Origin of the sequence: Pseudomonas sp. FSL R10-1350 (genome assembly GCF_009600525.1) — a bacterium.
Lineage (GTDB): Bacteria > Pseudomonadota > Gammaproteobacteria > Pseudomonadales > Pseudomonadaceae > Aquipseudomonas > Aquipseudomonas helleri.
This window is the reverse complement of sequence record NZ_WIVR01000006.1, coordinates 42,855-64,848: the sequence shown is the minus strand read 5'-3', so window position 1 is coordinate 64,848 and position 21,994 is coordinate 42,855. Positions and strand designations below refer to the sequence as shown.

Below are 21,994 nucleotides of genomic sequence, written 5' to 3'. Positions count from 1 at the left end.
AATTACAAGGAGTCACCCATGTCCAAGACTGTAATCACCAGCGATAAGGCACCTGCAGCGATCGGTACTTACTCTCAGGCGATCAAAGCTGGCAATACCGTCTACATGTCCGGTCAAATCCCGCTGGACCCAAAAACCATGGAACTGGTTGAAGGCTTTGAAGCCCAGACCGTTCAGGTGTTCGAAAACCTGAAGTCGGTAGCTGAAGCAGCGGGTGGCTCGTTCAAAGACATCGTCAAGCTGAACATCTTCCTGACCGACCTGAGCCACTTCGCCAAGGTCAACGAGATCATGGGCAAGTACTTCGAACAGCCGTATCCGGCACGCGCAGCCATCGGCGTTGCCGCTCTACCAAAGGGTTCGCAAGTCGAGATGGACGCCATTCTGGTACTCGAGTAATACCCTCGGCGCAGCACATTCATGCTGCGCCAACCCCCTCGCTTCTCCCCCCGCTTTAAAAGGATTCCACTATGCGCAAAGCGCTAGCCTTGTCACTGCTCGCCGTATTATTGGGCGGCTGTGCCAGCGAACCTGCACCCCGCGATATCAGTGGCGTCTGGATTAACCAGGGCGCAATCGATGAAGCTGCCAAAGGCGGCAACCTGCGTGAAGCCTTACTGGCTAACGGGCCGAACCTTGAATGGGACATCGACGCTAAAAACGCCAAAGCCAACTACACCAACGGCTTTGAGTGGGTCGAAGGCAAATTGACGCCTGGCCACAAGGGCGCCTGGCAAGTGGCGGTGTATGGCAGTTCGGCCATTGAGCTTGATGTGCAGGGCGCAGAGCTGGTCCAGGCCGCTTCAGACGCCGACCCTCAGCAGTCCTTTGTGCGTACGCCCCTAAAGCTGAGCAGTGATGCCCCGTTGGGCACGAATTTCGAGTACGCGCTCAAGGCGGCCTATCTGGGCGGTCAGTGGCGTGTGATCAGCGGCCTGGGGCAGGGCAATACCGTGACCTTTATGCCGGACGGTCAAGTCAAAGGCCTGCCCAACAACAACGCCTACGCGCTGTGCATGGCGGGCGACTGTGCGTCCATGAGTGGCGAATACGACAGCCTGTGGCTGCAACAGGACGAAATCGGCGCCGCGCATATCTTTGTGCGAAACGGCAACCGGCTTGAAATCTTCCAGGCGCTGGACTCCGCCAAGCCTGACGAAATGCCCCAGCTCTACCCAGGCAAACAGGAATGGGTGCTGGAGAAACAGCCCGCTATGTAAACAGGCGTAGGAGCTGCCGAAGGCTGCGATCTTTTGATCTTCAAATGATCGCAGCCTTCGTACCTCGACAGCTCCTACGGTTTAACAGCGTCGAGAATCGCGGCATAGCCTTCGCGGTAGCTTGGGTAGCGCGGCTCCCAGCCCAAGGCTTTAGCCCGTGCGTTACTGCAACGCTTACTGCCCGCACGGCGCACGCTCGCCTCTTCGGCCCATTCGGTCACACCCAGGCGCTCACGCAACCAGTCCACCACCTCGGCCAGCGGCGCGGGCGCGTTGTCGACACCGATGTAGCAGTCGTCCAGCGTTTTGCCCTGATCAGCCGCTTCCAGCAAAAAGGCCAGCAGCCCGGCAGCGTCATCGGCGTGAATGCGGTTGCCGTACAGCGGCGGATTGACCGCAACCCGATAACCCTTGCGCACTTGCCCCAGCAGCCATTCCCGGCCTGGCCCGTAAATGCCGGTCAGGCGCACGACACTGGCGGGCACACCGCTGCGCAGCGCCAATTGCTCGGCATCGAGCATGATGCGGCCGGAGTAATTGGTGGACTCGGCAGGGGAGGTTTCATCGACCCATTCCCCGTCTTGCTGCACATAAACGCCGCTGCTGGACACAAACAACAGGCGCTTGGGCTGCTGGTTATGCTGTTTGAGCCAGCTCAAGGTGTGCTTCAAACCCTCAACATAAGCCGCCTGATAACCCGCCTCGTCGTGTTCGGTGGCCGCAGTGCTGTACACCAGGTAATCAATCTGGCCGGTCGGCCAGTCAGCCGGGCATGCCTCATTGAACAGGTCGCCTGCGACACCGATGACGCCTGCCGGCAAGCGATCGATGGAGCGGCGCAGCCCATAGACTTGCCAGCCTTTATCGAGCAACTGAGTGGCCAAGCGACTTCCGACATCACCGCAACCGACGATCAACGCTGTGGCATTGGACATCTCAAAACTCCTTACTAAATGTTACAAAAATGGCTGAACGGACACGACCAAGGTCGTGACATTTGAAAAAAACAAGTGCATTCGCTTTTGTTAACAAGAATTACTTGCAATAATAACGCATCGTTTGCCCTGGGTCTCAAGACGCGCTGTAGGGCAATTCTTCTTTTCTTTCTTCAGGTCCGGCTAGCATGACACGCAATCAACCCACCGCTTCGCCAACCCAGCTTTCGAGCCCTTCACGTCTATGGCGTGGGCTTGCGGCGCTGATGTTCAGCTTCTTGCTGGCACCTGCTGCGGCCTTTGCCGATGAGCCTGCTGCCCCCGCTGCACATTCTGCGACCGAAGCTGCGGCCCCGGCGCCTGTTGCTGCCCCTGTCGCGACCGACCCTGCCCTGGCAGAAGGCGCTGGCGCACCGGCCGAAGATGCACCACAAGTGATCGCCGAAGAAGACAACAGCCTGGGCATGGCCCACGACCTGTCCCCATGGGGCATGTACAAAAACGCTGACATCATCGTAAAAATCGTGATGATCGGCCTGGCCATTGCGTCGATCATCACCTGGACCATCTGGATTGCCAAAGGCTTTGAAGTCCTGGGCGCCAAGCGTCGTCTGCGCGGTGAAATCGCCAACCTGAAAAAAGCCCGTACCCTTCAGGAAGCCAGCGAAACTGCTGCCAAAGAAGGCACCCTCGCGCACCTGCTGGTACAAGACGCGATGGAAGAAATGCGCCTGTCGGCCAATAGCCGTGAGAAAGAAGGCATCAAGGAACGTGTGAGCTTCCGTCTTGAGCGCCTGGTAGCGGCCTGCGGTCGTAACATGAGCAGCGGCACCGGCGTGCTGGCAACCATCGGTTCCACCGCCCCGTTCGTCGGTCTGTTCGGTACCGTGTGGGGCATCATGAACTCCTTCATCGGTATCGCTAAAACCCAAACCACCAACCTGGCTGTGGTTGCTCCGGGTATTGCCGAGGCCTTGCTGGCCACTGCACTGGGCCTGGTTGCAGCGATCCCTGCGGTAGTGATTTACAACGTCTTCGCCCGCTCCATCACCGGCTACAAAGCTCAGGTGGCTGATGCGTCGGCAGAAGTGTTGCTGCTGGTTAGCCGTGACCTCGATCACCTGCCGCCCGAGCGCAGCTCGCAACCGCACATGGTGAAAGTGGGGTAATCGGCCATGGGCCTGCATTTAAAAGAAGGCGATGACGATCTCGCCGAGAACCATGAAATCAACGTCACCCCCTTTATTGACGTGATGCTGGTGCTGTTGATCATCTTCATGGTGGCCGCACCGCTGGCCACTGTGGATATCAAGGTTGACCTGCCCGCTTCTACCGCCAAGCCGGCGCCGCGGCCAGAGAAACCGGTGTTCCTCAGCGTCAAGGCTGACCAGCGCCTGTACCTGGGCGAAGAGCCGGTCACGGTTGAGGCGTTGGGTCCGACCCTGGATGCCAGGACTCACAACAACAAAGACACGACGATCTTCTTCCAGGCCGACAAAGGCGTGGACTACGGTGACTTGATGAGCGTGATGGATGCACTGCGCGCAGCCGGTTACTTGAAGGTAGGTCTGGTCGGATTAGAGACGGCAGCCAAGAAATGACCATAGCGCGCCAAAAGATGACGCGTTACGCAATCAGCTTGGCCGTGGTGTTGGGTGTCCATGCAGTGGCAGTGATTCTTGCCCTGCAATGGTCCAACCCACGGGCTATCGAACTTCCACCGCAAGCCATGATGGTTGATCTGGCGCCGATGCCAGCACCACCACCGCCTGCGCCGCCGAAAGTGGTGACACCACCGCAACCACCGGCCCCAGTGGAAGAGTTGCCGATACCCAAGCTGGCTGAAGCGCCCAAGCCGAAGATCGCTGTTCCAAAACCGGTCAAACCCAAGCAAAAGCCTCAACCGCCCAAGCCTGTGGAAAAACCTGATCCGGTCAAAGAAAAGCCGTCAGAAGAGAAACCAAGCGACGCCACGCCGACCAAAGCGCCGACTGAGAAGTCTGCTGCACCGGCTCCTGGCCCGTCGCCACAACAACTGGCTGCCAAAGCCAGCTGGGAAGGTACGTTGCTGGCCCACTTGGGCAAGTACAAGAAGTACCCACCAGCGGCGCAGTCGCGGGGCAAGGAAGGTCTGAACCGTCTGCGCTTCGTGGTCGACGCTGAAGGCAAGGTGCTGTCCTACGAGTTGGTAGGCCGCTCCGGCAACGCGGATCTGGACCGGGCCACCCTGGAAATGATTCGCCGGGCACAGCCATTGCCCAAGCCGCCGCCAGAAATGCTGACCAACGGCAGCATCGAAATCGTGGCACCGTTCGTTTATTCCATCGATAAACGTCGGCGTTAACACCAAAAAGGGCACCTCAGGGTGCCCTTTTTGCATGTTGGCCCCGCCCCTGTAGCCGCTGACGAGGTACGAAGGCTGCGATGCGGGCCGCAGGACCGCCGTTCGGGGTCGCTTCGCAACCCATCGCAGCCTCATGCTTCGTCAGCGACTACAAAGCAGCGGATGAAACCTGCCGCAGTCACTGTGGTTCCCCGGGCAATGAGTGATAACGTGCGTCTATCGATTGCAGCCGTTATGCTTGGCTCGTCAATACAGGGACGCCCGCTATGACTCTTACTGAATTGCGCTACATCGTTACGCTCGCCCAAGAACAACACTTCGGCCATGCCGCCGAGCGTTGCCACGTCAGCCAGCCGACGCTGTCAGTGGGCGTGAAAAAACTGGAAGACGAACTCGGTGTGCTGATTTTCGAGCGCAGCAAAAGCGCTGTGCGTCTCACGCCAGTGGGTGAAGGCATCGTTGCCCAGGCGCAAAAGGTGCTTGAGCAAGCCCAGGGGATTCGCGAACTGGCTCAGGCCGGCAAGAACCAACTGACCGCGCCGCTCAAAGTAGGGGCGATTTACACCGTTGGCCCGTACCTTTTCCCACATCTTATTCCGCAACTGCATCGGGTCGCCCCGCAAATGCCGTTGTACATCGAAGAAAACTTCACACACGTGCTGCGCGACAAACTGCGCAACGGCGAGCTGGACGCGATCATCATCGCGCTGCCTTTCCACGAAGCCGACGTGCTGACGTTGCCGCTCTACGACGAGCCGTTCTACGTGCTGATGCCGAGCGAGCACCCGTGGAGCAAAAAAGAAACCATCGACGCCAACCTGCTCAATGACAAAAGCTTGTTGCTGTTGGGTGAAGGCCACTGCTTCCGTGATCAGGTGCTTGAGGCTTGCCCCACGCTGACCAAAGGCGCTGATGGCGCCAAGCACACCACCGTGGAATCCAGCTCGCTGGAAACCATCCGCCACATGGTGGCCTCGGGTCTGGGGATTTCGATCCTGCCGTTGTCGGCGGTCGACAGCCACCATTACGCCCCCGGCATTTTGTCGGTGCGCCCGCTGACCCCGCCGGTGCCGTTTCGCACGGTAGCGATTGCCTGGCGCGCGAGCTTCCCTCGGCCAAAAGCCATTGAAATCCTCGCGGACTCGATCCGCCTGTGTTCCGTGGCCAAGCCACCTGCCGCGACGTAAGAAGCTGAAATGACTGAGTTGTCTAACGTGCCGGTCACCGTGTTCAAGGGCGTCGGTGAGGCCATGGCCGAAAAACTGGCCAAGGTCGGGCTCGAAACCGTTCAGGATGTGCTTTTCCACCTGCCATTGCGCTATCAGGACCGCACCCGTGTAGTGCCGATTGGCGCGCTGCGGCCGGGACAAGACGCCGTGGTCGAAGGCCGGGTGATCGGCCTCGACGTGGTGATGGGTAAGCGCCGTAGCCTGCTGGTGCGTATTAACGACGGCACCGGCGGCTTGAGCCTGCGTTTTTACCATTTCAGCAATGCGCAAAAAGATAGCCTCAAGCGCGGCACCGAAGTGCGCTGCTATGGCGAGGCGCGTCCCGGCGCGTCGGGGCTGGAGATTTACCACCCCGAATACCGCGCCATTACCGGTGCTGAGCCGCCACCGGTCGACACTACCCTGACGCCGATCTACCCGACCACCGAAGGCCTGACCCAGCAGCGCTTGCGCCAGCTCAGCCAGCAAAGCCTGGCCATGCTGGGGCCGCGCAGCCTGCCCGACTGGTTGCCGCCCGAACTGGCCAAGGACTACCAACTGGCGCCGCTGGACGAGGCCATTCGCTATTTGCATCAGCCGCCCGCCGATGCCGATGTTGAAGAACTCGCGCTGGGCCATCACTGGGCCCAGCACCGCCTGGCGTTTGAAGAACTGCTGACTCACCAGCTCTCGCAGCAAAGGTTGCGCGAGAGCCTGCGCTCGCAGCAAGCCCCGGCGTTGCCCAAGGCTAAAAAGCTGCCCAAGCAATACCTCGCCAACCTGGGCTTCCCGCCCACGGGCGCGCAAGTGCGGGTGGGCAACGAAATCGCCTACGACCTCAGCCAGCCCGAACCCATGCTGCGCCTGATCCAGGGCGATGTGGGCGCGGGCAAGACCGTTGTCGCAGCCCTGGCCGCCTTGCAGGCGCTGGAGGCCGGTTATCAGGTGGCCTTGATGGCGCCCACTGAAATCCTTGCCGAGCAGCATTTCATCAGCTTTAAACGCTGGCTGGAGCCGCTGGGTCTCGAAGTCGCCTGGCTGGCCGGCAAGCTCAAGGGCAAGGCGCGGGCGGCATCGCTGGAGCAAATCGCCAATGGCGCCCCCATGGTGGTCGGCACCCATGCGTTGTTCCAGGACCAGGTGCAGTTCAAGAACCTGGCGCTGGTGATCATCGACGAACAGCACCGCTTCGGCGTGCAGCAACGTCTGGCCCTGCGCAATAAAGGCGTGGGCGGGGTCATGTGCCCGCACCAGTTAATCATGACCGCCACCCCGATCCCGCGGACCCTGGCCATGAGCGCCTACGCCGACCTCGACACCTCGATCCTCGACGAGCTGCCGCCCGGCCGGACCCCGGTCAACACCGTGCTGGTGGTCGACACGCGGCGGGTTGAAGTGATTGAGCGGGTGCGCGCGGCCTGCGCCGAAGGGCGGCAGGCGTATTGGGTGTGCACCCTGATTGAAGAATCCGAAGAGATGACTTGTCAGGCCGCCGAAAGCACCTTCGAGGACCTGTCCAGCGCGCTGGGCGAGCTGCGCGTAGGTTTGATCCACGGCCGCATGAAGGCCGCCGAAAAAGCCGAAGTCATGGCTCAATTCAAAGCCGGCGAGCTGCAATTGCTGGTCGCAACCACCGTGATCGAAGTCGGCGTGGACGTGCCCAATGCCAGCCTGATGATCATCGAAAACCCCGAGCGTCTCGGCTTGTCGCAACTGCACCAACTACGCGGGCGCGTGGGCCGGGGCAGCGCGGCCAGCCATTGCGTGCTGCTCTACCATCCGCCGCTGTCACAAGTCGGACGTCAGCGTCTGGGCATCATGCGTGAAACCAACGATGGTTTTGTGATCGCTGAAAAAGACCTTGAACTGCGCGGCCCCGGCGAAATGCTCGGCACCCGGCAAACCGGGCTGCTGCAATTCAAAGTGGCCGACTTGATGCGCGATGCCGATTTGCTACCCGCCGTGCGCGACGCTGCCCTGGCGTTGCTGGAGCGCTGGCCGAGTCACGTCAGTCCCTTACTGGATCGCTGGTTACGCCATGGCCAGCAGTACGGTCAGGTGTAAAAAGATCGTTCAGTAAATACAGACGCGGCCGATCCAATACCGGGTTATCAAATTTGAGTTGCACACATCGGATGCAGACCATGAGTAAAGTCGCTATTGCCCTCGCCGTTCCGAGCACGCCACCGGTTATTCAGCAGTTGCTCAGTGAGCGGGCGGTTGCCTATCGAGAAGTCCTCGACCATCCGGGGCTCAACCCGGACAGCAAGGTCCAGGCCGTGCTGCTCGATGACACCGCTGGTGCCTTGATGGTGATGTTCGCCCAGAGCCAATTGCTTGACCTCAACCGCTTGGCCGACTTGATCGGGCGTCGCATGACCGCCGTTGCCCAAAGCCGGCTGCGCGAGATACTCGACCGCCACGGCCTGAAGCAACTGCCGGGGCTGCCGGCCATTACCCGTTCGTCTTGCCTGTACGAAGAGCAACTGCTGCAACAGCCGCTGCTGCTGATCAGCTCGGGGGAGCCGGGCTTGTTGCTGGAAGTCACCCGCGAAGATTTCCTGCGCTTGCTGGGCGTGGCCAACGCCGGGCGCTTTGGTGAGCCTCTGAGCGAGATCATCCTCAACCTGAACCGCCCTGACGACGACAGCGAAGCCATCACCCAGGCAGTCAAGGCCTTCACGGCGCGGCGCATTCAGCAGCGGCTTGAAGCCACCATTGAAATACCGCCGCTGGCAGAGAGCGTGCGCAAAATCATGCGCCTGCGGGTTGACCCTGAAGTCACCATCGATGAAATCACCAGCGTGGTGGAAACCGACCCGGCGCTGGCGGCCCAAGTCATGAGTTGGGCATCGTCGTCGTACTACGCGGCGCCGAGCAAAATCCGCTCGGTTGAGGACGCCATCGTGCGCGTGCTCGGGGTCGATCTGGTGATCAACCTGGCCTTGAGCCTGTCACTGGGTAAAACCCTGAGCTTGCCCAAGGACAACCCGCAGTCCTGCACGCCGTACTGGCAGCAGTCGATCTACACGGCGGCGGTGATTGAAGGCCTGACCCGCAGCATGCCGCGTGACAAACGCCCGGAAACCGGGCTGGCGTATCTGGCCGGGCTACTGCACAACTTCGGCTACCTGTTGCTGGCCCACGTGTTTCCGCCGCACTTTTCGCTGATTTGCCGCCACCTTGAGGTCAACCCGCACGTTAGTCACAGCGTGATTGAGCAGCACCTGCTGGGCATCAGCCGCGAACAAATGGGTGCCTGGCTGATGCGCCATTGGGGCATGCCGGATGAATTGACCGCTGCATTGCGTTTCCAACACGACCCGGACTATATCGACGCCGATGCCGAATACCCGAATCTGGTGTGCATGGCCTTGGGTTTGCTGCGCAATCGCGGGGTTGGCCACGGGGCCTATGCGCCGCTGCCTGATGCGCTGTTCGAGCGCTTGAACGTGACCCGCGAAAAAGCCGAAGACGCGGTCAACAAAGTGCTGGAAGCTGAAGTGCTGCTGCGCGAACTGGCCAACAAGTTCAGCCAGGCCTAACGCATAACCTTTCATGTGGGAGCGGGCTTGCTCGCGATATAGGCGACGCGGTGTGTCTGTAACACCGAGTCTGTCCCATCGCGAGCAAGCCCGCTCCCACAGATAGTTACCGTTGCGACTGCGAGTGTGCCTGCCCTTGCTGAATCGCCCACTGCACCACTTGCGGCATCAGCGTATCGGCTGCTTGGCCAAAGCCTGCGACAACCTGCGGCACCAGTGGATTGCTCAGCGGTTGGCGGGCTTCAAAACGCTTGGAACTGATGATGCGCTGGTCGCTGCTGCGCACCAGTCGGGCGTTGTATTGCACCAGCACTTCCGGGCTCTTGCCGTTGTAGTGCGTCTGGAACGCCAACAACTCGCCCCCTAATTCGTAATCGGACTGCAAGTTGCTGTCATCGGTGCTCAGCGCCTGCACCCGGCCGTCTTGCAAGAAGGCGTCCAGCAGGCGATTGCGTAGCAACGCCGGGCCCGGGTCGCTCCAGCGCGCGCCCTTGTAGTTGCTGATCAGGTTGCCCTCGGGCACCACGGCGATGTTCTGGCTGTTCAGCGTGTTGCTGGCCATCGGCTTTTCAAGGCGCAGCGACCACTTCACCGGGGCGCCCTGGCTGGCCGCAATCGGCGTTTGCGCATCGGGCAGGCGATACACGTCCACCACTTCGGGCTTGGGGAAAATCGAGCAAGCGCTGAGCAGGCTCAGGCTGGCGGCCAGGAAGAGGGAGCCTGCCAGGCGATAAGGTCGGATCATGGGGTGAATTCCTTGTTCTGCTCGCGGCCCAGCAAGTAACCGCTCGGGTTGGCTTCCAGACGCCGCGAAATGCCCCGCAGCGTGTTCAGCGTCTCGCGCAACTCATTGACCGCCGGGCCCAACTGATTAAGCCCTTGCAGCCCGCTGTTGAGCGAGGCTTCGTTGTTGTTGATCAGCGTGTTGATGGTCGCCGTGCTCTGCTCCAGCGAGTGCATGGCCTGCTCGGCACTGGTGAACACTTGCTTGCCCTGACTGTTGAGCAAGCCGTTGGCGTTGCGCATCAGCGCGGTGGTTTGCTCCAGCGTGGCCGAGGCTTGCTTGCCCACTTGCGACAATTGCTTGAGGGTCTGCGCAATGTCGTTGCGCTGGTCAGCAATGGCGCTGGTGGTTTGCTCAAAGTTCGACAGAGTCTTGGCCACGCTGTCGACGTTCTCATGGGAGAACAGCCGGTTGGCGTTGTGCAGCAGAATGTTGATGTTGGCCAGCATGTCGTTGCCATCGGTCAACAGTCGGGCAATAGGCGAGGGCGAGGCCACAATCACCGGCAATTTGCCGTCTTTGCCTTTGAGCATCGGGCTGCCCGGATCACCGCCGCTGAGCTGGATGATCGAGGTGCCGGTCACGCCGGTCAGTGCCAGCTTGGCCTTGGTGTCGACTTTAACCGGGGTGCCGGCGGCCAAACGAATGCGCGCCAATACGCGACGCGGGTCTTTGTCGTCCAGGCGCAGTTCAATCACGTCACCGACCTTGATCCCGTTGTATTGCACCGAGCTGCCTTTGGACAAGCCGCTGACTGCCTCGTTGAACACCACTTCGTAGTCCGTGAACGTATCGTCCATGCTCGACTTCGCCAGCCACAGGCCAAACAGCATGGCGCCTGCGACGACCAACACGCTGAACAGGCCGATCAATACATGATGGGCGCGGGTTTCCATGTCAATGCTCCTTACGCTGGGTTGCCGCTTCATACGCGGCGCGGCCACGAGGGCCATGGAAATACTCATGAATCCAAGGGTCGTCGAAGTTTTCGACTTCGGCGATTGGCGCGGCGACCAACACCCGTTTTTGCGACAACACCGCCACCCGGTCCGTGATGGTGTACAGCGTGTCGAGGTCGTGGGTGACCAAAAACACACTCAAACCCAGCGCATCGCGCAGGGTTAGAATCAGTTGGTCGAACGCCGCCGCGCCAATCGGGTCGAGCCCGGCCGTGGGTTCGTCAAGAAACAGGATGTCCGGGTCCAGCGCCAGGGCACGGGCCAGAGCGGCACGCTTAATCATCCCGCCAGACAGCGCCGAAGGGTACTTGTCGGCAGCCGACAGCGGCAGCCCGGCCAATGCCAGCTTGACCAGCGCCAGATGCTCGGCGTCGGGGCGGCTCAGCCCGGCGTGTTCGATCAAGGGCATGGCGATGTTTTCGGTGACCGTCAGCGACGAAAACAGCGCGCCTTGCTGAAACAGCACACCAAAGCGTCGCTCAATCAACGAGCGCTGGGCTTCGGGCAGGCTCAGCAGGTCTTGGCCGAACACCCGAACTTCGCCCTCTGTGGGGCGGCGCAGGCCGACAATGCTGCGCAACAGCACCGATTTGCCCGTGCCGGAGCCGCCGACCACACCGAGAATTTCGCCTTTGTACACATCCAGATCGAGGTGCTCGTGCACGGTTTGAGTGCCAAACCGATTGCACAGGTCGCGCACTTCGATCACCGCCTCGCGGGGCGTCTTCGTTGGCGTACTCACCAGCCCATCTCCATAAAGAACAGCGCGGCCACGGCGTCGAGCAGGATCACGATAAAGATCGACTGCACCACGCTGGAGGTGGTGTGCGCACCCACCGACTCGGCGCTGCCGCTGACTTTAAAGCCCTCAAGGCAACCGACGGCGGCAATCAAAAACGCAAAGAACGGCGCCTTGACCATGCCCACCAAAAAGTTTTTAACGCCGATGTCGGAGTGCAGCATCGAAATAAACATGTCCGGTGAGATACCCAGCGACACCACGCACACCACCGCGCCGCCCAAAATACCGGCCATCATGGCCAGAAAGGTCAGCATCGGCAGGGCGATCAGCAGCGCCAGCACCCGTGGCACCACCAGCAGGTCCATGGGGTCCAGGCCCAGCGTGCGGATCGCATCGATTTCTTCGTTGGCCTTCATCGAGCCTATTTGCGCGGTAAACGAACTGGCCGTCCGGCCCGCCAGCAGGATGGCGGTCAGCAGCACGCCAAACTCACGCAGAAACGAAAACGCCACCAGGTCGACGGTGTAGATCCCGGCGCCAAAATTGGCCAGTACCGTGGCCCCCAAAAACGCCACCACGGCGCCCACCATAAAGGTCAGCAGCGCCACAATCGGCGTGGCGTTGAGGCCGATCTGCTCGATCTGCGCCACCACTGGCGTGACGCGCCATTGCTTGGGGCGCAACAGGTTGCGGGCAAGGCTTTGCAGAATGACCCCGATAAAGCCCAGCAACTGCAGGGTGTCTTGCCAGAGCTTGTACACCGCGCTGCCGATGCGGCTTAGCAGCAAAAGGCCGATATTGATTTCGACCGCTTTGACCGGCACGCAGAAGTCACGCATCGACGAATACACGGTTTGCAGCAGGGCGCGGTCGGCTTCGGGGAGTTTGGTGGCGCTGTCGGCCAGTTGGCTGACGCGCTCGGCGCCCAGCAACTCGACCAGCAGCGACGCGCCTGCAGTGTCCAGGCGGGACACGTCGTCGAGGTCAATGTGGGTACTGGCGTCGTATTTGCCCGCGAGCTGTTCAGTCAGCTTTTTCAGCCGGGCATAATTGGCCAGCGTCCATTGGCCACTGATTATCAGCCGCGCAGGATTACTTGACGTGTCTAGTTGGGCATCGCCCGCCATGGCAGTAATAGTCGTAGGCTCCATGCTCAGTACGCTTAAACGCAGACCTTATGTAATAGCACACTCTTGTAAAAGTGTTTCAGTTTGCCTGTACATCGGTGGGCGTGGATTGATCTGTGTCGGTGACTTTGAAGCGCAGCACACCAATCATCTGCCCGTCTTCGGTCAACACTTTGACTTGCCAGCGCCCGACCGGGTTGGGCGGGAAGTTCAATTTGTGGGTCCAGGCCCGGTAGCCTTCCTTGCGTCCGCCATGAATATCCAGGGCGATGCGGTCCACCTCTTGGCCATTGAGCAGCCACACGTGGTAGATCCTCTCGTTGAGGCCACGGGGCGCATTGATCGAGGTGTAGGCATACAAACCCTGGCTGCGCAGCTGGCTGACGCTGATCTGCTCGATACTCTCGCCGGGCGTGCGGCTCTGGACTTGCGTCGTGACCGCGACTTCGGTCATCCACAGCGTCGCGGGCGGCACCCACGAGCGTAGCAGCCAGCCCGTCGCCCCCAGCGCGATGACGATCAGCGGCAACACCAGCCAGCCACGCCAGGTTTTCAGCGGCAGGCTGACCGCCATGCTGGGGATGGAAAGCAGCACGGCGGCACCCAGCGCCAACTTGTAGCTCTCGGCGGTGGTCAGATTAAGGATGATCGGCAAAGCGGTCAGCAACGCCGCGAACAACGCCAGCGTGTGCATGCCCAGGTACAGCCAGCGCCGTGGCGCCAGCCATTTGTAATACAGCGGGTCGGTGATGGTCACCAGCGCGGCGGCGCCCAGCAGGCCGGTAAACACCAGTTGGCCGCTGTTCCAGGTGGTGGTGATGAAAAAGAACGGCAGGACGAAAAACAGGCTTTCCTGATGGATCATCTGCGTTGCATAGCGCAGCAAAGGCGGTGGGATTTCGCGTTTAAAGACGCGGGCAAACCATTGGGTCAGGGTGTTTTCCAGCATCAGCCAGACCCAGCTCACCACCAGGATCACCGCGATCCAGCGGGCCATGCCTTGCTGGCGGTCCACCAGAATAAAACTGCCCACACCCGAGCAAAAACCGAACAGCGCAATCAGCCCTGGGTAACGCTTCATCAACTCCAGGACGCGCTGTACGTAGTGGTTCCAGTTTGGCATTCGGTGATTCACATTCTGCGTAGGAAAAATCCACAACAGAATAACGGTTTAGCGCGGTTGGCGTCCGGGGGATTGCACGGTGGTGGTCTCATCGCGAGCAAGCCCGCTCCCACAAGGTCAGTGCAAAACCTGTGGGAGTGGGCTTGCCCGCGATAAGATCGGCGCGGTTTTATGGATTAACGCACGATGCTTTCGAAGCGGCTGGCGCCCGGCAGTTCCAGCACCAGCTCATCGCCCACGTTCAGCGGGCCAACACCCACCGGGGTGCCGGTCATGATCACGTCGCCCGCTTGCAGCGAGAAGCACCCGGCCATGTACTGAATCATCGGCACAATCGGGTTGAGCATCATGTTGCTGTTGCCGTCCTGGCGCACTTCGCCGTTGATGGTCAGGCGGATGCCAATGTCAGTCACGTCCGGGAACGTGCAGCTCGGTACGAACGGTGCGAGCACGCAGGCGCCGTCGAACGACTTGGCGACTTCCCACGGCAGGCCTTTAGCCTTGAGCTCCGATTGCTTGTCGCGCAGGGTCAGGTCCAGGCCTGGCGCGAAGCCCGAGATCGCGTCCAATACTTCTTCAGGCGTTGGCTTTTGCGACAACGGCTTGCCGATCAGCACCGAAATTTCGGCTTCGTAATGCACCGAACCGCGATCGTGCGGGATGGCAAACCCGCCTTCGGTCGGCACTACACAACTGCCGGGCTTGATAAACAAGAGCGGCTCAGTCGGGATCGGGTTATCCAGCTCTTTGGCGTGCTCGGCATAGTTACGGCCGATGCACACGACTTTGCCGATAGGAAAGTGAATCCGGGTACCGTCGACGTATTGGTGCTGATAGCTCATGGATCGACTCCGCTGGGGGTTGCTGACTGTGTAGGAGCGAGCTTGCCTCGCGATCTGTTGATCGTTAAAAGCTCGCGAGGCAAGCTCGCTCCTACAGGTTTTGGGGGTTAGTTAAACCGCAAAAATCTTGCCTGGGTTCATGATGCCGTTCGGGTCGAACACGGCCTTGAGGGCTTTCATGTACTCGATCTCAACCGGCGAGCGGCTGTAGGTCAAGTAATCACGTTTGGTCATGCCCACGCCGTGTTCTGCCGAGATCGAGCCGTTGTACTTCTCGACCGTTTCAAAGACCCATTTGTTGACCGTCGCGCACTTGGCAAAGAACTCGTCCTTGCTCAGGTTCTCGGGCTTGAGAATGTTCAAGTGCAGGTTGCCGTCGCCGATGTGGCCGAACCAGACAATCTCGAAGTCCGGGTAGTATTCGCCGACGATGGCGTCAATTTCTTTCAAGAAGGCCGGCACTTTCGAAACGGTGACCGAGATGTCGTTTTTGTACGGCGTCCAGTGCGAAATGGTCTCGGAGATGTACTCACGCAGCTTCCACAGGTTGTGCAGCTGGGTTTCGCTCTGGCTCATCACGCCGTCCAGTACCCAGCCTTGCTCGACGCAGTGCTCGAAGGTTTCCAGCGCGGTGTTGGCCACTTCTTCAGTGGTCGCTTCAAATTCCAGCAGCGCGTAGAACGGGCACTCGGTGTCAAACGGCGAAGGTACGTCGCCACGGGCCATGACTTTGGCCAGTGCCTTGTCAGAGAAGAACTCAAAAGCCGTCAGATCCAGTTTGCTCTGGAAGGCATGCAGCACCGGCATGATGGCATCGAAGTCAGCAGTGCCGAGCACCATGGCGGTCAGGTTTTTCGGTGCCCGGTCCAGGCGCATGGTGGCTTCCACCACAAAGCCCAACGTGCCTTCGGCGCCGATAAACAACTGGCGCATGTCATAGCCGGTGGCGTTTTTGATCAGGTCTTTGTTCAGTTCCAGCACGTCGCCCTTGCCGGTCACGACTTTCATGCCCGCCACCCAGTTGCGGGTCATGCCGTAACGAATCACCTTGATCCCGCCAGCATTGGTGCCGATGTTACCGCCAATCTGGCTGGAACCGGCCGAGGCGAAGTCCACCGGGTAGTACAGGCCGTTTTCTTCGGCCAGGTTTTGCAGGGCCTTAGTGACCACGCCCGGCTGGCAAACCGCTGTGCGGTCAGTCAGGTTGAGATCGAGCACCTGGTTCATGTAATCGAAAGACACCACCACTTCGCCATTCGCCGCAACGGCCGCTGCCGACAAGCCAGTGCGCCCGCCCGATGGCACCAGCGCGACCTGGTGGGTGTTGGCCCAACGCACGATGGCCTGGACCTGTTCGATGGTTTTCGGGAAGACGATAGCCGTGGGCGCTGGAGCGAAATGCTTGGTCCAGTCCTTGCCGTAAGCATTAAGGGAATCAGCATCGGTAAGAACCTTGCCAGGCTCTACCAGGGTCTTCAGCTCTTCAATTACGGCAGGATGGGTCATCAACAGAACTCTCGAACAATTCATGGTCATCCTGAGTACGCTTCACGTCGCAGGAATGGGTGTTTAGCGGGGCGCTTATGCTAGCATACGACCCCCCCGTCGAATCGAGCCGTAGGACGATTCACGGTGCCGGTCTTCACGCCGGCCAGGCCAGCTCAGGCTGTCCATTCCCTGCCATTTTTTCTCTGGGACACAGGTTTACGCAGATGAGCAAGACTTCTCTCGATAAGAGCAAGATCAAGTTCCTTCTTTTAGAAGGCGTCCACCAATCCGCTGTTGAAGTACTGAAGTCTGCTGGTTACACCAGTATCGAGTACATCACCAGTTCCTTGCCTGAAGCCCTGCTGAAGGAAAAGATCGCTGATGCCCATTTCATCGGCATCCGTTCCCGTACTCAGCTGACCGAAGAAGTGTTCGACTGCGCCAAGAAACTGGTGGCTGTTGGTTGTTTCTGCATCGGCACCAACCAAGTCGATCTCAACGCTGCTCGCGAACGCGGTATCGCTGTATTCAACGCCCCTTACTCCAACACCCGTTCGGTGGCCGAGTTGGTGCTGGCTGAAGCGATCCTGTTGCTGCGCGGCATCCCTGAGAAAAACGCTTCCTGCCACCGTGGTGGCTGGATCAAGAGCGCGGCCAACTCCTTCGAAATCCGTGGCAAAAAGCTCGGTATCGTCGGTTATGGTTCGATTGGTACTCAGCTCTCGGTACTGGCTGAAGGCCTGGGCATGCAAGTGTTCTTCTACGACACCGTGACCAAGCTGCCATTGGGCAACGCCACTCAGGTCGGCAACCTGCACGAACTGTTGGGCATGTCCGACATCGTGACCCTGCACGTGCCTGAAACCCCGGCTACCCAGTGGATGATCGGCGAGAAAGAAATCCGCGCCATCAAAAAGGGCGGCATTTTGATCAACGCCGCACGTGGCACCGTGGTTGAGCTGGACGCCCTGGCTGACGCGATCAAGGACAAGCACCTGATCGGCGCCGCTATCGACGTGTTCCCGGTTGAGCCGCGTTCCAACGACGACGTGTTCGAAAGCCCGCTGCGTGGCCTGGACAACGTGATCCTGACCCCGCACATCGGTGGTTCCACTGCTGAAGCCCAAGCCAACATCGGCCTGGAAGTGGCAGAAAAACTGGTCAAGTACAGCGACAACGGTACGTCCGTATCGTCTGTAAACTTCCCGGAAGTGGCCCTGCCGGCTCACCCTGGCAAGCACCGTTTGCTGCACATCCACGAGAACATCCCGGGTGTGATGAGCGAGATCAACAAGGTCTTCGCCGAAAACGGTATCAACATCTCCGGCCAGTTCCTGCAAACCAACGAAAAAGTGGGTTATGTGGTGATCGACGTCGACGCCGAGTCCTCGGACCTGGCGCAAGAGAAGCTGCAAAGCATCAACGGCACCATCCGTTGCCGCGTGCTGTTCTAAATCGCGCGCAATAAAAAGGGAGACCCTCGGGTCTCCCTTTTTTTTGACTGCTGTACTTACTTCACATTAACCGTGATTTTCTTCGACACGATTACCGGGTCGAAGGCTTGGTGGCCAGTGTCGCCCAGCTCCAGTTGCAAGGTGTGTTTGCCTGGGGCCAGGGTCAGTTGGGTTTCAGTCTGCGCTTTGCCGAAATGCAGGTGGTGGTCGTCAGTCGGGATCACCTGGCCTGGCGCAATCGGCTGGTCTACATCGACCAGCAAGTGGTGATGGCCAGAGTGTGGAGCCGGATCGCCAGCAGGTTTGAGGTCGATGCCTTCAATGCCGAATTTTACGGTGAAGGTTTTATCTACAGTGGCGCCATCCGCCGGGGAGATAATCGACACTTTTGCGCCCTCAGGCGCGGGAGTGGCAGCCAGGGCCAGAACCGAAGCGCCCATCAACACAGAAGCCAACGCAACACGAGACAGTAGAGCTTTCATTTGTATCTCCGGTTTTTGAAAAAATCGTCGGGCATGCACAACTTTGAGCAGATCTGCTGTCCAACGCCGCAGTTGACCAACATAAAGCAAAGCGGGCGCTCATTGCGAATCGCTTTCATTAAATTCAAAGGAGTGACCATGCGTTTTTTGCCAGGCCTGATGCTTTTATTGCCATTGGCGAGTCCTTTTGCTCACGCAGAACTGATGGACGACGTAAACGATCGTGGTGAATTGCGTATCGCACTTGAGGGCAATCAGGCCCCTTACAGCTTCCAGCAGGATGGCCACTTAACCGGCTTTGACGTCGAGCTGGGCGAAATGCTGGCCCGGGAGCTGGAGGTCAATTCCTCGCTCTTGGTCACAGACAGTGATGACCTGCTTTCGGGTGTTGAGAGCGGCAAGTACGACGTGGCCATCAACCACATGGCTATGACTCCTGAACTTCAGGATCGGTTCGATTTCAGTGAACCTTATTTAGCCTCGCCCGAGCAGGCGATCCCTTTTCAGAAAGACAACCCGGCGTTTCAGGGCAGCCTGGACAAAGCCTTGCAGCGCATCAAGGCTGATGGCCGTTTGGCGGCATTGTCAGAGAAGTGGCTGGCCAATGACGCGACTGAGCCCCAGGCTTCAGATCAATAACCCCAGGCGCTGCGCATGAGTGCCTGGGGCCATGGTGTGTGCCCGCGTCTTTAGTCGCGCAACGCCTTCACCTCTGCCGGTTTCACCTCAGCGCCTTTATTGCCCCAACTGGTACGAATGAAATTGACCACATCGGCTACTTCCTGATCCGACAGCCTCCAGTCGAAACCCGGCATGGTAAAGGTTGAGGGCGCGGTGTGCGTGGCCGGCAAGGTGCCGCCTTTAAGCACAATGTGAATCAGCGAAGTCGGGTCATCGGATTGCAACACCGGGTTACCCGCCAATGCCGGGAACACACGGGTGTAGCCATACCCATCGGTGCGATGGCAGGCCGCACAGTTGTCGATGTACACCGCCGCACCGCGCATGCTGTCGTTACCGTTCCATAAGGCATCGGGCACTGTTGGGTCATATTTATGGGGTCTGTCTGCCGAGTCGACCGCAGGCAACGTCTTCAAGTAGCGAGCGATAGCGGTCAGGTCGGCATCAGACATGTACTGCATGCTGTGTACGATCACGTCGCTCATACCGCCGAACACCGCACTGCGATCACTGCGGCCGGTCTTGAGAAACTGCACCAGTTGTTCTTCGCTCCAACTGCCCAGGCCGTCCTTGTGGTCGCCGCGCAGGTTCTTCGCGATCCAGCCTTCCAGCGGCGCACTGCCCGACAGAAACGTGCTGCCCTCTGTCGCGCTCAAGGCTTTTTCCTGCATGGTCAGCGCCCGTGGGGTATGGCATGCACCGCAATGTCCTAGACCTTCCACCAGATACGCCCCGCGACTGACCACCGGATTTTGCCCAGGGGCAGGGGTGAAGTCGGCCACTGCAGGGGCAAAGCTCCAGCGCCACATAGCCAATGGCCAACGCATGCTTAACGGCCAGGGAATATCGACCGCCCGGTTCTCGGCAGCGACCGGCTTAACGCCCTGCATGAAGTAGGCATACAGCGCTTGCATGTCGGCCTGGTTGACCCGCGCGTAAGACGGGTAAGGCATCGCCGGGTACAACGTGCTGCCGTTTTTGGCGATGCCATGGCGCACAGCGTTGTCGAAATCGTCAAAGCTGTAGGCGCCGATGCCGCTCGGGTCGGGAGTGATGTTGGTCGAGTAAATCGTACCGATCGGGGTTTCCATGGGCAGGCCGCCAGCGAAAGGCTTGCCACCTTTGGCCGTATGACACGCCACACAGTCACCGGCTCGCGCCAGGTATTCACCGTGTTTGATCAAGGCTGCCTGATCGACTTCAGCAGCCAGCGCCGAAAAACTGCCCAGCAGGGCCAAGGTCGCGATAACAACTGTTTTCATGGTCATCGCTCCTTATGCCTGAACCAGCGGGCCGGGGTTTTTCAGGTACTGTTCGCGGATCGCCCGGGCCGACCAGTAGGTCAGCGCGGCCACAAGACCGGTCGGGTTGTAACCCAGCCCCTGCGGGAACGCCGAGGCGCCCGGTACAAATACGTTGTGTACGTCCCACGATTGCAGGTAACGGTTCAGCGCACTGGTCTTCGGGTCAGTGCCCATGATCGCGCCGCCGTTCAGGTGAGTGGTCTGGTAGGACGCAGTGTTGAAGTGCTCACCCACTTTTTTACCGAGCAGGGCGATGGCTTTGGGGTTCATCGCCTCGGCGATCTTGCCCATTTTCTCCATCATGAAACGGTTCATTTTGATGTCGTTTTCTTGCCAGTCGAAGGTCATCCGCAAAAGAGGCTGGCCGTAGGCATCGCGATAAACCGGGTCTAGATCGAGATAGTTACCACGGTAGGATTGATGCGCGCCGTGCGCGTCCATTGATACCTGGTGGGTGTAGTAATCGGCGGTGGCTTTTTTCCAGTCACTGCCCCAGGCCGGTGTGCCAGGCGGGTTGGACGTGCCGGCAATGGGACGGCTGCCGGCCTGGTTGACCCACATCGGCGAGCCACCCACAAAACCATGTGGCCCGTGGTCAAAGTTATCGGCGTTGAAATCATCAATGGCCACGCCATTACCGCCCGCGCCGATAAAGTTGTTGGTGTGCACCTCTTTATCGAAATAGGCCTTGATGGTGCCCATGTTCTGGTACGCGAAGTTTTTACCGACCACCCCTTCGCCGGTTTTCGGGTCGTACGGTTTGCCGATGCCCGAGAGCAGCATCAAGCGCACGTTGTGGAACTGGAAAGCGCCCAGAATGACCAGATCTGCCGGTTGTTCGATCTCACGGCCCAGCGCGTCGATGTAAGTGACGCCCGTGGCTTTGCTCTTGGTGCTGTCCAGGTTGACCCGAATCACATGGGCGTCAGGGCGCAACTCAAAGTTGGGCAGCGGCTTGAGCGCGGGCAAAATGTTCACGTTTGGCGAGGCTTTGGAGTACATGTAGCAGACATAACCACTGCAGAAACCGCAGAAGTTGCACGGCCCCATTTGTGCGCCATATGGGTTGGTATAAGGCCCTGATGTATTGGCCGACGGCAGGTTATACGGCTTGTAGCCCACCTCAGTGGCCGCTTTCTGGAAGAGCTGGGCCGACACCGTATTCTTTTGTGAAACCAGCGGAAAGTGGTCGGAACGATCCGCCGCATACGGGTTGCCACCCCGGCCTTCGCCCACAATGCGGCCGTTCACGGTCCAGGCCTGGCCCGAGGTGCCGAACACTTTTTCGGCGTAATCGAAGAACGGTTCCAGTTCTTCATAACTGACGCCGAAGTCCTGGATGGTCATGTCCTTGGGGATAAAGTTTTTGCCGTAGCGTTCTTCGTAGTGGCTGCGCATGCGCAGTTCAATCGGGTCAACCCGAAAATGTACCCCCGACCAGTGCAACCCGGCGCCGCCCACACCGTTGCCAGGCAAAAACGCCCCCAGCTGGCGATTCGGCAAGGCCACGTCATTGACGCTATGGCGAATGGTCACGGTTTCTTTCGATACGTCCTGAAAGAGCTTTTTGCGCACGCTGTACGTCAGTTCGTCGATGACCTGAGGGTAGTTACCGTCCGGATACGTGTCCTGCATCGGGCCGCGCTCAAGGGCTACAACGTTTAGACCGGCTTCGGTTAACTCTTTGGCCATGATCGCGCCGGTCCAGCCGAAACCAACGATGACGGCATCTACTTTTTTCATAACGGTCGACATG

At 59.4% G+C, this 21,994-nt stretch carries 21 protein-coding genes; 10 read left to right on the top strand and 11 right to left on the bottom strand.

Going from position 1 to position 21,994, the window contains the following annotated elements:
• Positions 1 to 18 precede the first annotated feature (18 nt).
• Both GHO25_RS04785 and GHO25_RS04780 read left to right on the top strand, forming a co-directional pair.
• A complete protein-coding gene (locus tag GHO25_RS04785; protein ID WP_019410296.1) occupies positions 19 to 399 on the top strand; it encodes a RidA family protein in 381 nt (126 codons plus the stop codon).
• Positions 400 to 470: 71 nt separating this feature from the next.
• A complete protein-coding gene (locus GHO25_RS04780; protein WP_153331252.1) occupies positions 471 to 1,220 on the top strand; it encodes a hypothetical protein in 750 nt (249 codons plus the stop codon).
• Positions 1,221 to 1,294: 74 nt separating this feature from the next.
• On the opposite strand, the gene GHO25_RS04775 is transcribed toward GHO25_RS04780, so the two are convergent.
• Positions 1,295 to 2,155, bottom strand: a complete 861-nt coding sequence (locus GHO25_RS04775; protein WP_153390044.1) for an SDR family oxidoreductase — start codon at positions 2,153 to 2,155, stop codon at positions 1,295 to 1,297.
• 188 nt (positions 2,156 to 2,343) lie between these two features.
• Between GHO25_RS04775 and exbB the strand changes: the two genes are divergently transcribed.
• The 6 genes from exbB (at position 2,344) to GHO25_RS04745 (ending at position 9,252) form a co-directional block, all read left to right on the top strand.
• Positions 2,344 to 3,324 (top strand): tonB-system energizer ExbB, encoded by a 981-nt coding sequence (gene exbB, locus GHO25_RS04770; protein WP_048371195.1) that lies wholly within the window; start codon positions 2,344 to 2,346, stop codon positions 3,322 to 3,324.
• A 6-nt stretch (positions 3,325 to 3,330) separates the two neighbouring features.
• Positions 3,331 to 3,756, top strand: coding sequence for a TonB system transport protein ExbD (gene exbD / locus GHO25_RS04765; protein ID WP_019828186.1), 426 nt, complete (start codon positions 3,331 to 3,333; stop codon positions 3,754 to 3,756).
• On the top strand, positions 3,753 to 4,499 hold the full coding sequence (locus GHO25_RS04760; RefSeq protein ID WP_048371193.1) for an energy transducer TonB: 747 nt from the start codon (positions 3,753 to 3,755) through the stop codon (positions 4,497 to 4,499). The genes exbD and GHO25_RS04760 overlap by 4 nt, the downstream gene beginning before the upstream one ends.
• 266 nt (positions 4,500 to 4,765) lie before the next feature.
• Complete coding sequence (locus tag GHO25_RS04755; RefSeq protein ID WP_048371191.1) at positions 4,766 to 5,686, top strand: hydrogen peroxide-inducible genes activator; 921 nt, start codon at positions 4,766 to 4,768, stop codon at positions 5,684 to 5,686.
• 9 nt (positions 5,687 to 5,695) lie between these two features.
• Complete coding sequence (gene recG / locus GHO25_RS04750) at positions 5,696 to 7,771, top strand: ATP-dependent DNA helicase RecG (RefSeq protein ID WP_153390043.1); 2,076 nt, start codon at positions 5,696 to 5,698, stop codon at positions 7,769 to 7,771.
• Positions 7,772 to 7,851: 80 nt separating this feature from the next.
• The gene (locus tag GHO25_RS04745) at positions 7,852 to 9,252 is read left to right on the top strand and encodes an aminoacyl-tRNA deacylase and HDOD domain-containing protein (RefSeq protein ID WP_153390042.1); all 1,401 of its coding nucleotides are present in this window, start codon (positions 7,852 to 7,854) and stop codon (positions 9,250 to 9,252) included.
• A gap of 106 nt (positions 9,253 to 9,358) precedes the next feature.
• Here GHO25_RS04745 and GHO25_RS04740 read toward each other — a convergent pair whose 3' ends face one another.
• From GHO25_RS04740 to GHO25_RS04710, 7 genes are all read right to left on the bottom strand, one after another.
• Positions 9,359 to 9,997 (bottom strand): ABC-type transport auxiliary lipoprotein family protein, encoded by a 639-nt coding sequence (locus GHO25_RS04740; RefSeq protein ID WP_153390041.1) that lies wholly within the window; start codon positions 9,995 to 9,997, stop codon positions 9,359 to 9,361.
• Entirely contained in the window at positions 9,994 to 10,932 is a 939-nt protein-coding gene (locus GHO25_RS04735) for an MlaD family protein (RefSeq protein ID WP_048371185.1), read from the bottom strand. Before GHO25_RS04735 ends, GHO25_RS04740 begins: the two co-directional genes overlap by 4 nt.
• Before the next feature lies 1 nt (position 10,933).
• Positions 10,934 to 11,737, bottom strand: coding sequence for an ABC transporter ATP-binding protein (locus GHO25_RS04730; RefSeq protein ID WP_048371183.1), 804 nt, complete (start codon positions 11,735 to 11,737; stop codon positions 10,934 to 10,936).
• Positions 11,734 to 12,864 carry an ABC transporter permease gene (locus GHO25_RS04725; protein WP_153390078.1) on the bottom strand — a complete coding sequence of 377 codons (1,131 nt, stop codon included), beginning with the start codon at positions 12,862 to 12,864 and terminating at the stop codon, positions 11,734 to 11,736. The genes GHO25_RS04730 and GHO25_RS04725 overlap by 4 nt, the downstream gene beginning before the upstream one ends.
• Positions 12,865 to 12,943: 79 nt before the next feature.
• Positions 12,944 to 13,987 carry a DUF5924 family protein gene (locus GHO25_RS04720; RefSeq protein WP_153390040.1) on the bottom strand — a complete coding sequence of 348 codons (1,044 nt, stop codon included), beginning with the start codon at positions 13,985 to 13,987 and terminating at the stop codon, positions 12,944 to 12,946.
• Positions 13,988 to 14,163: 176 nt separating this feature from the next.
• A complete protein-coding gene (locus GHO25_RS04715; protein WP_153390039.1) occupies positions 14,164 to 14,829 on the bottom strand; it encodes a fumarylacetoacetate hydrolase family protein in 666 nt (221 codons plus the stop codon).
• Between the two features lie 111 nt (positions 14,830 to 14,940).
• Entirely contained in the window at positions 14,941 to 16,335 is a 1,395-nt protein-coding gene (locus GHO25_RS04710; RefSeq protein WP_153390038.1) for an FAD-binding oxidoreductase, read from the bottom strand.
• Between the two features lie 206 nt (positions 16,336 to 16,541).
• On the opposite strand from GHO25_RS04710, the gene serA reads away from it, so the two are divergent.
• Positions 16,542 to 17,771 carry a phosphoglycerate dehydrogenase gene (serA, locus tag GHO25_RS04705; protein ID WP_048371173.1) on the top strand — a complete coding sequence of 410 codons (1,230 nt, stop codon included), beginning with the start codon at positions 16,542 to 16,544 and terminating at the stop codon, positions 17,769 to 17,771.
• Positions 17,772 to 17,827: 56 nt separating this feature from the next.
• On the opposite strand, the gene GHO25_RS04700 is transcribed toward serA, so the two are convergent.
• On the bottom strand, positions 17,828 to 18,253 hold the full coding sequence (locus tag GHO25_RS04700) for a DUF4399 domain-containing protein (RefSeq protein WP_048371171.1): 426 nt from the start codon (positions 18,251 to 18,253) through the stop codon (positions 17,828 to 17,830).
• A 138-nt stretch (positions 18,254 to 18,391) separates the two neighbouring features.
• On the opposite strand from GHO25_RS04700, the gene GHO25_RS04695 reads away from it, so the two are divergent.
• Positions 18,392 to 18,892, top strand: coding sequence for a transporter substrate-binding domain-containing protein (locus GHO25_RS04695; RefSeq protein ID WP_048371214.1), 501 nt, complete (start codon positions 18,392 to 18,394; stop codon positions 18,890 to 18,892).
• A gap of 50 nt (positions 18,893 to 18,942) precedes the next feature.
• On the opposite strand, the gene GHO25_RS04690 is transcribed toward GHO25_RS04695, so the two are convergent.
• The gene (locus tag GHO25_RS04690) at positions 18,943 to 20,196 is read right to left on the bottom strand and encodes a cytochrome c (RefSeq protein WP_153390037.1); all 1,254 of its coding nucleotides are present in this window, start codon (positions 20,194 to 20,196) and stop codon (positions 18,943 to 18,945) included.
• A gap of 12 nt (positions 20,197 to 20,208) precedes the next feature.
• Complete coding sequence (locus GHO25_RS04685) at positions 20,209 to 21,993, bottom strand: GMC family oxidoreductase (RefSeq protein WP_153390036.1); 1,785 nt, start codon at positions 21,991 to 21,993, stop codon at positions 20,209 to 20,211.
• Position 21,994 lies beyond the last annotated feature (1 nt).

Coding starts and splice junctions, on each gene's coding strand:
- GHO25_RS04690 (WP_153390037.1), bottom strand. CDS start 20,196: ATGAAAACAGTTGTTATCGCGACCTTGGCCCTGCTGGGCAGTTTTTCG.
- GHO25_RS04700 (WP_048371171.1), bottom strand. CDS start 18,253: ATGAAAGCTCTACTGTCTCGTGTTGCGTTGGCTTCTGTGTTGATGGGC.
- GHO25_RS04695 (WP_048371214.1), top strand. CDS start 18,392: ATGCGTTTTTTGCCAGGCCTGATGCTTTTATTGCCATTGGCGAGTCCT.
- GHO25_RS04710 (WP_153390038.1), bottom strand. CDS start 16,335: ATGACCCATCCTGCCGTAATTGAAGAGCTGAAGACCCTGGTAGAGCCT.
- GHO25_RS04785 (WP_019410296.1), top strand. CDS start 19: ATGTCCAAGACTGTAATCACCAGCGATAAGGCACCTGCAGCGATCGGT.
- GHO25_RS04720 (WP_153390040.1), bottom strand. CDS start 13,987: ATGCCAAACTGGAACCACTACGTACAGCGCGTCCTGGAGTTGATGAAG.
- GHO25_RS04740 (WP_153390041.1), bottom strand. CDS start 9,997: ATGATCCGACCTTATCGCCTGGCAGGCTCCCTCTTCCTGGCCGCCAGC.
- exbD (WP_019828186.1), top strand. CDS start 3,331: ATGGGCCTGCATTTAAAAGAAGGCGATGACGATCTCGCCGAGAACCAT.
- GHO25_RS04755 (WP_048371191.1), top strand. CDS start 4,766: ATGACTCTTACTGAATTGCGCTACATCGTTACGCTCGCCCAAGAACAA.
- GHO25_RS04760 (WP_048371193.1), top strand. CDS start 3,753: ATGACCATAGCGCGCCAAAAGATGACGCGTTACGCAATCAGCTTGGCC.
- GHO25_RS04745 (WP_153390042.1), top strand. CDS start 7,852: ATGAGTAAAGTCGCTATTGCCCTCGCCGTTCCGAGCACGCCACCGGTT.
- exbB (WP_048371195.1), top strand. CDS start 2,344: ATGACACGCAATCAACCCACCGCTTCGCCAACCCAGCTTTCGAGCCCT.
- serA (WP_048371173.1), top strand. CDS start 16,542: ATGAGCAAGACTTCTCTCGATAAGAGCAAGATCAAGTTCCTTCTTTTA.
- GHO25_RS04775 (WP_153390044.1), bottom strand. CDS start 2,155: ATGTCCAATGCCACAGCGTTGATCGTCGGTTGCGGTGATGTCGGAAGT.
- GHO25_RS04715 (WP_153390039.1), bottom strand. CDS start 14,829: ATGAGCTATCAGCACCAATACGTCGACGGTACCCGGATTCACTTTCCT.
- GHO25_RS04780 (WP_153331252.1), top strand. CDS start 471: ATGCGCAAAGCGCTAGCCTTGTCACTGCTCGCCGTATTATTGGGCGGC.
- recG (WP_153390043.1), top strand. CDS start 5,696: ATGACTGAGTTGTCTAACGTGCCGGTCACCGTGTTCAAGGGCGTCGGT.
- GHO25_RS04685 (WP_153390036.1), bottom strand. CDS start 21,993: ATGTCGACCGTTATGAAAAAAGTAGATGCCGTCATCGTTGGTTTCGGC.
- GHO25_RS04725 (WP_153390078.1), bottom strand. CDS start 12,864: ATGGCGGGCGATGCCCAACTAGACACGTCAAGTAATCCTGCGCGGCTG.
- GHO25_RS04735 (WP_048371185.1), bottom strand. CDS start 10,932: ATGGAAACCCGCGCCCATCATGTATTGATCGGCCTGTTCAGCGTGTTG.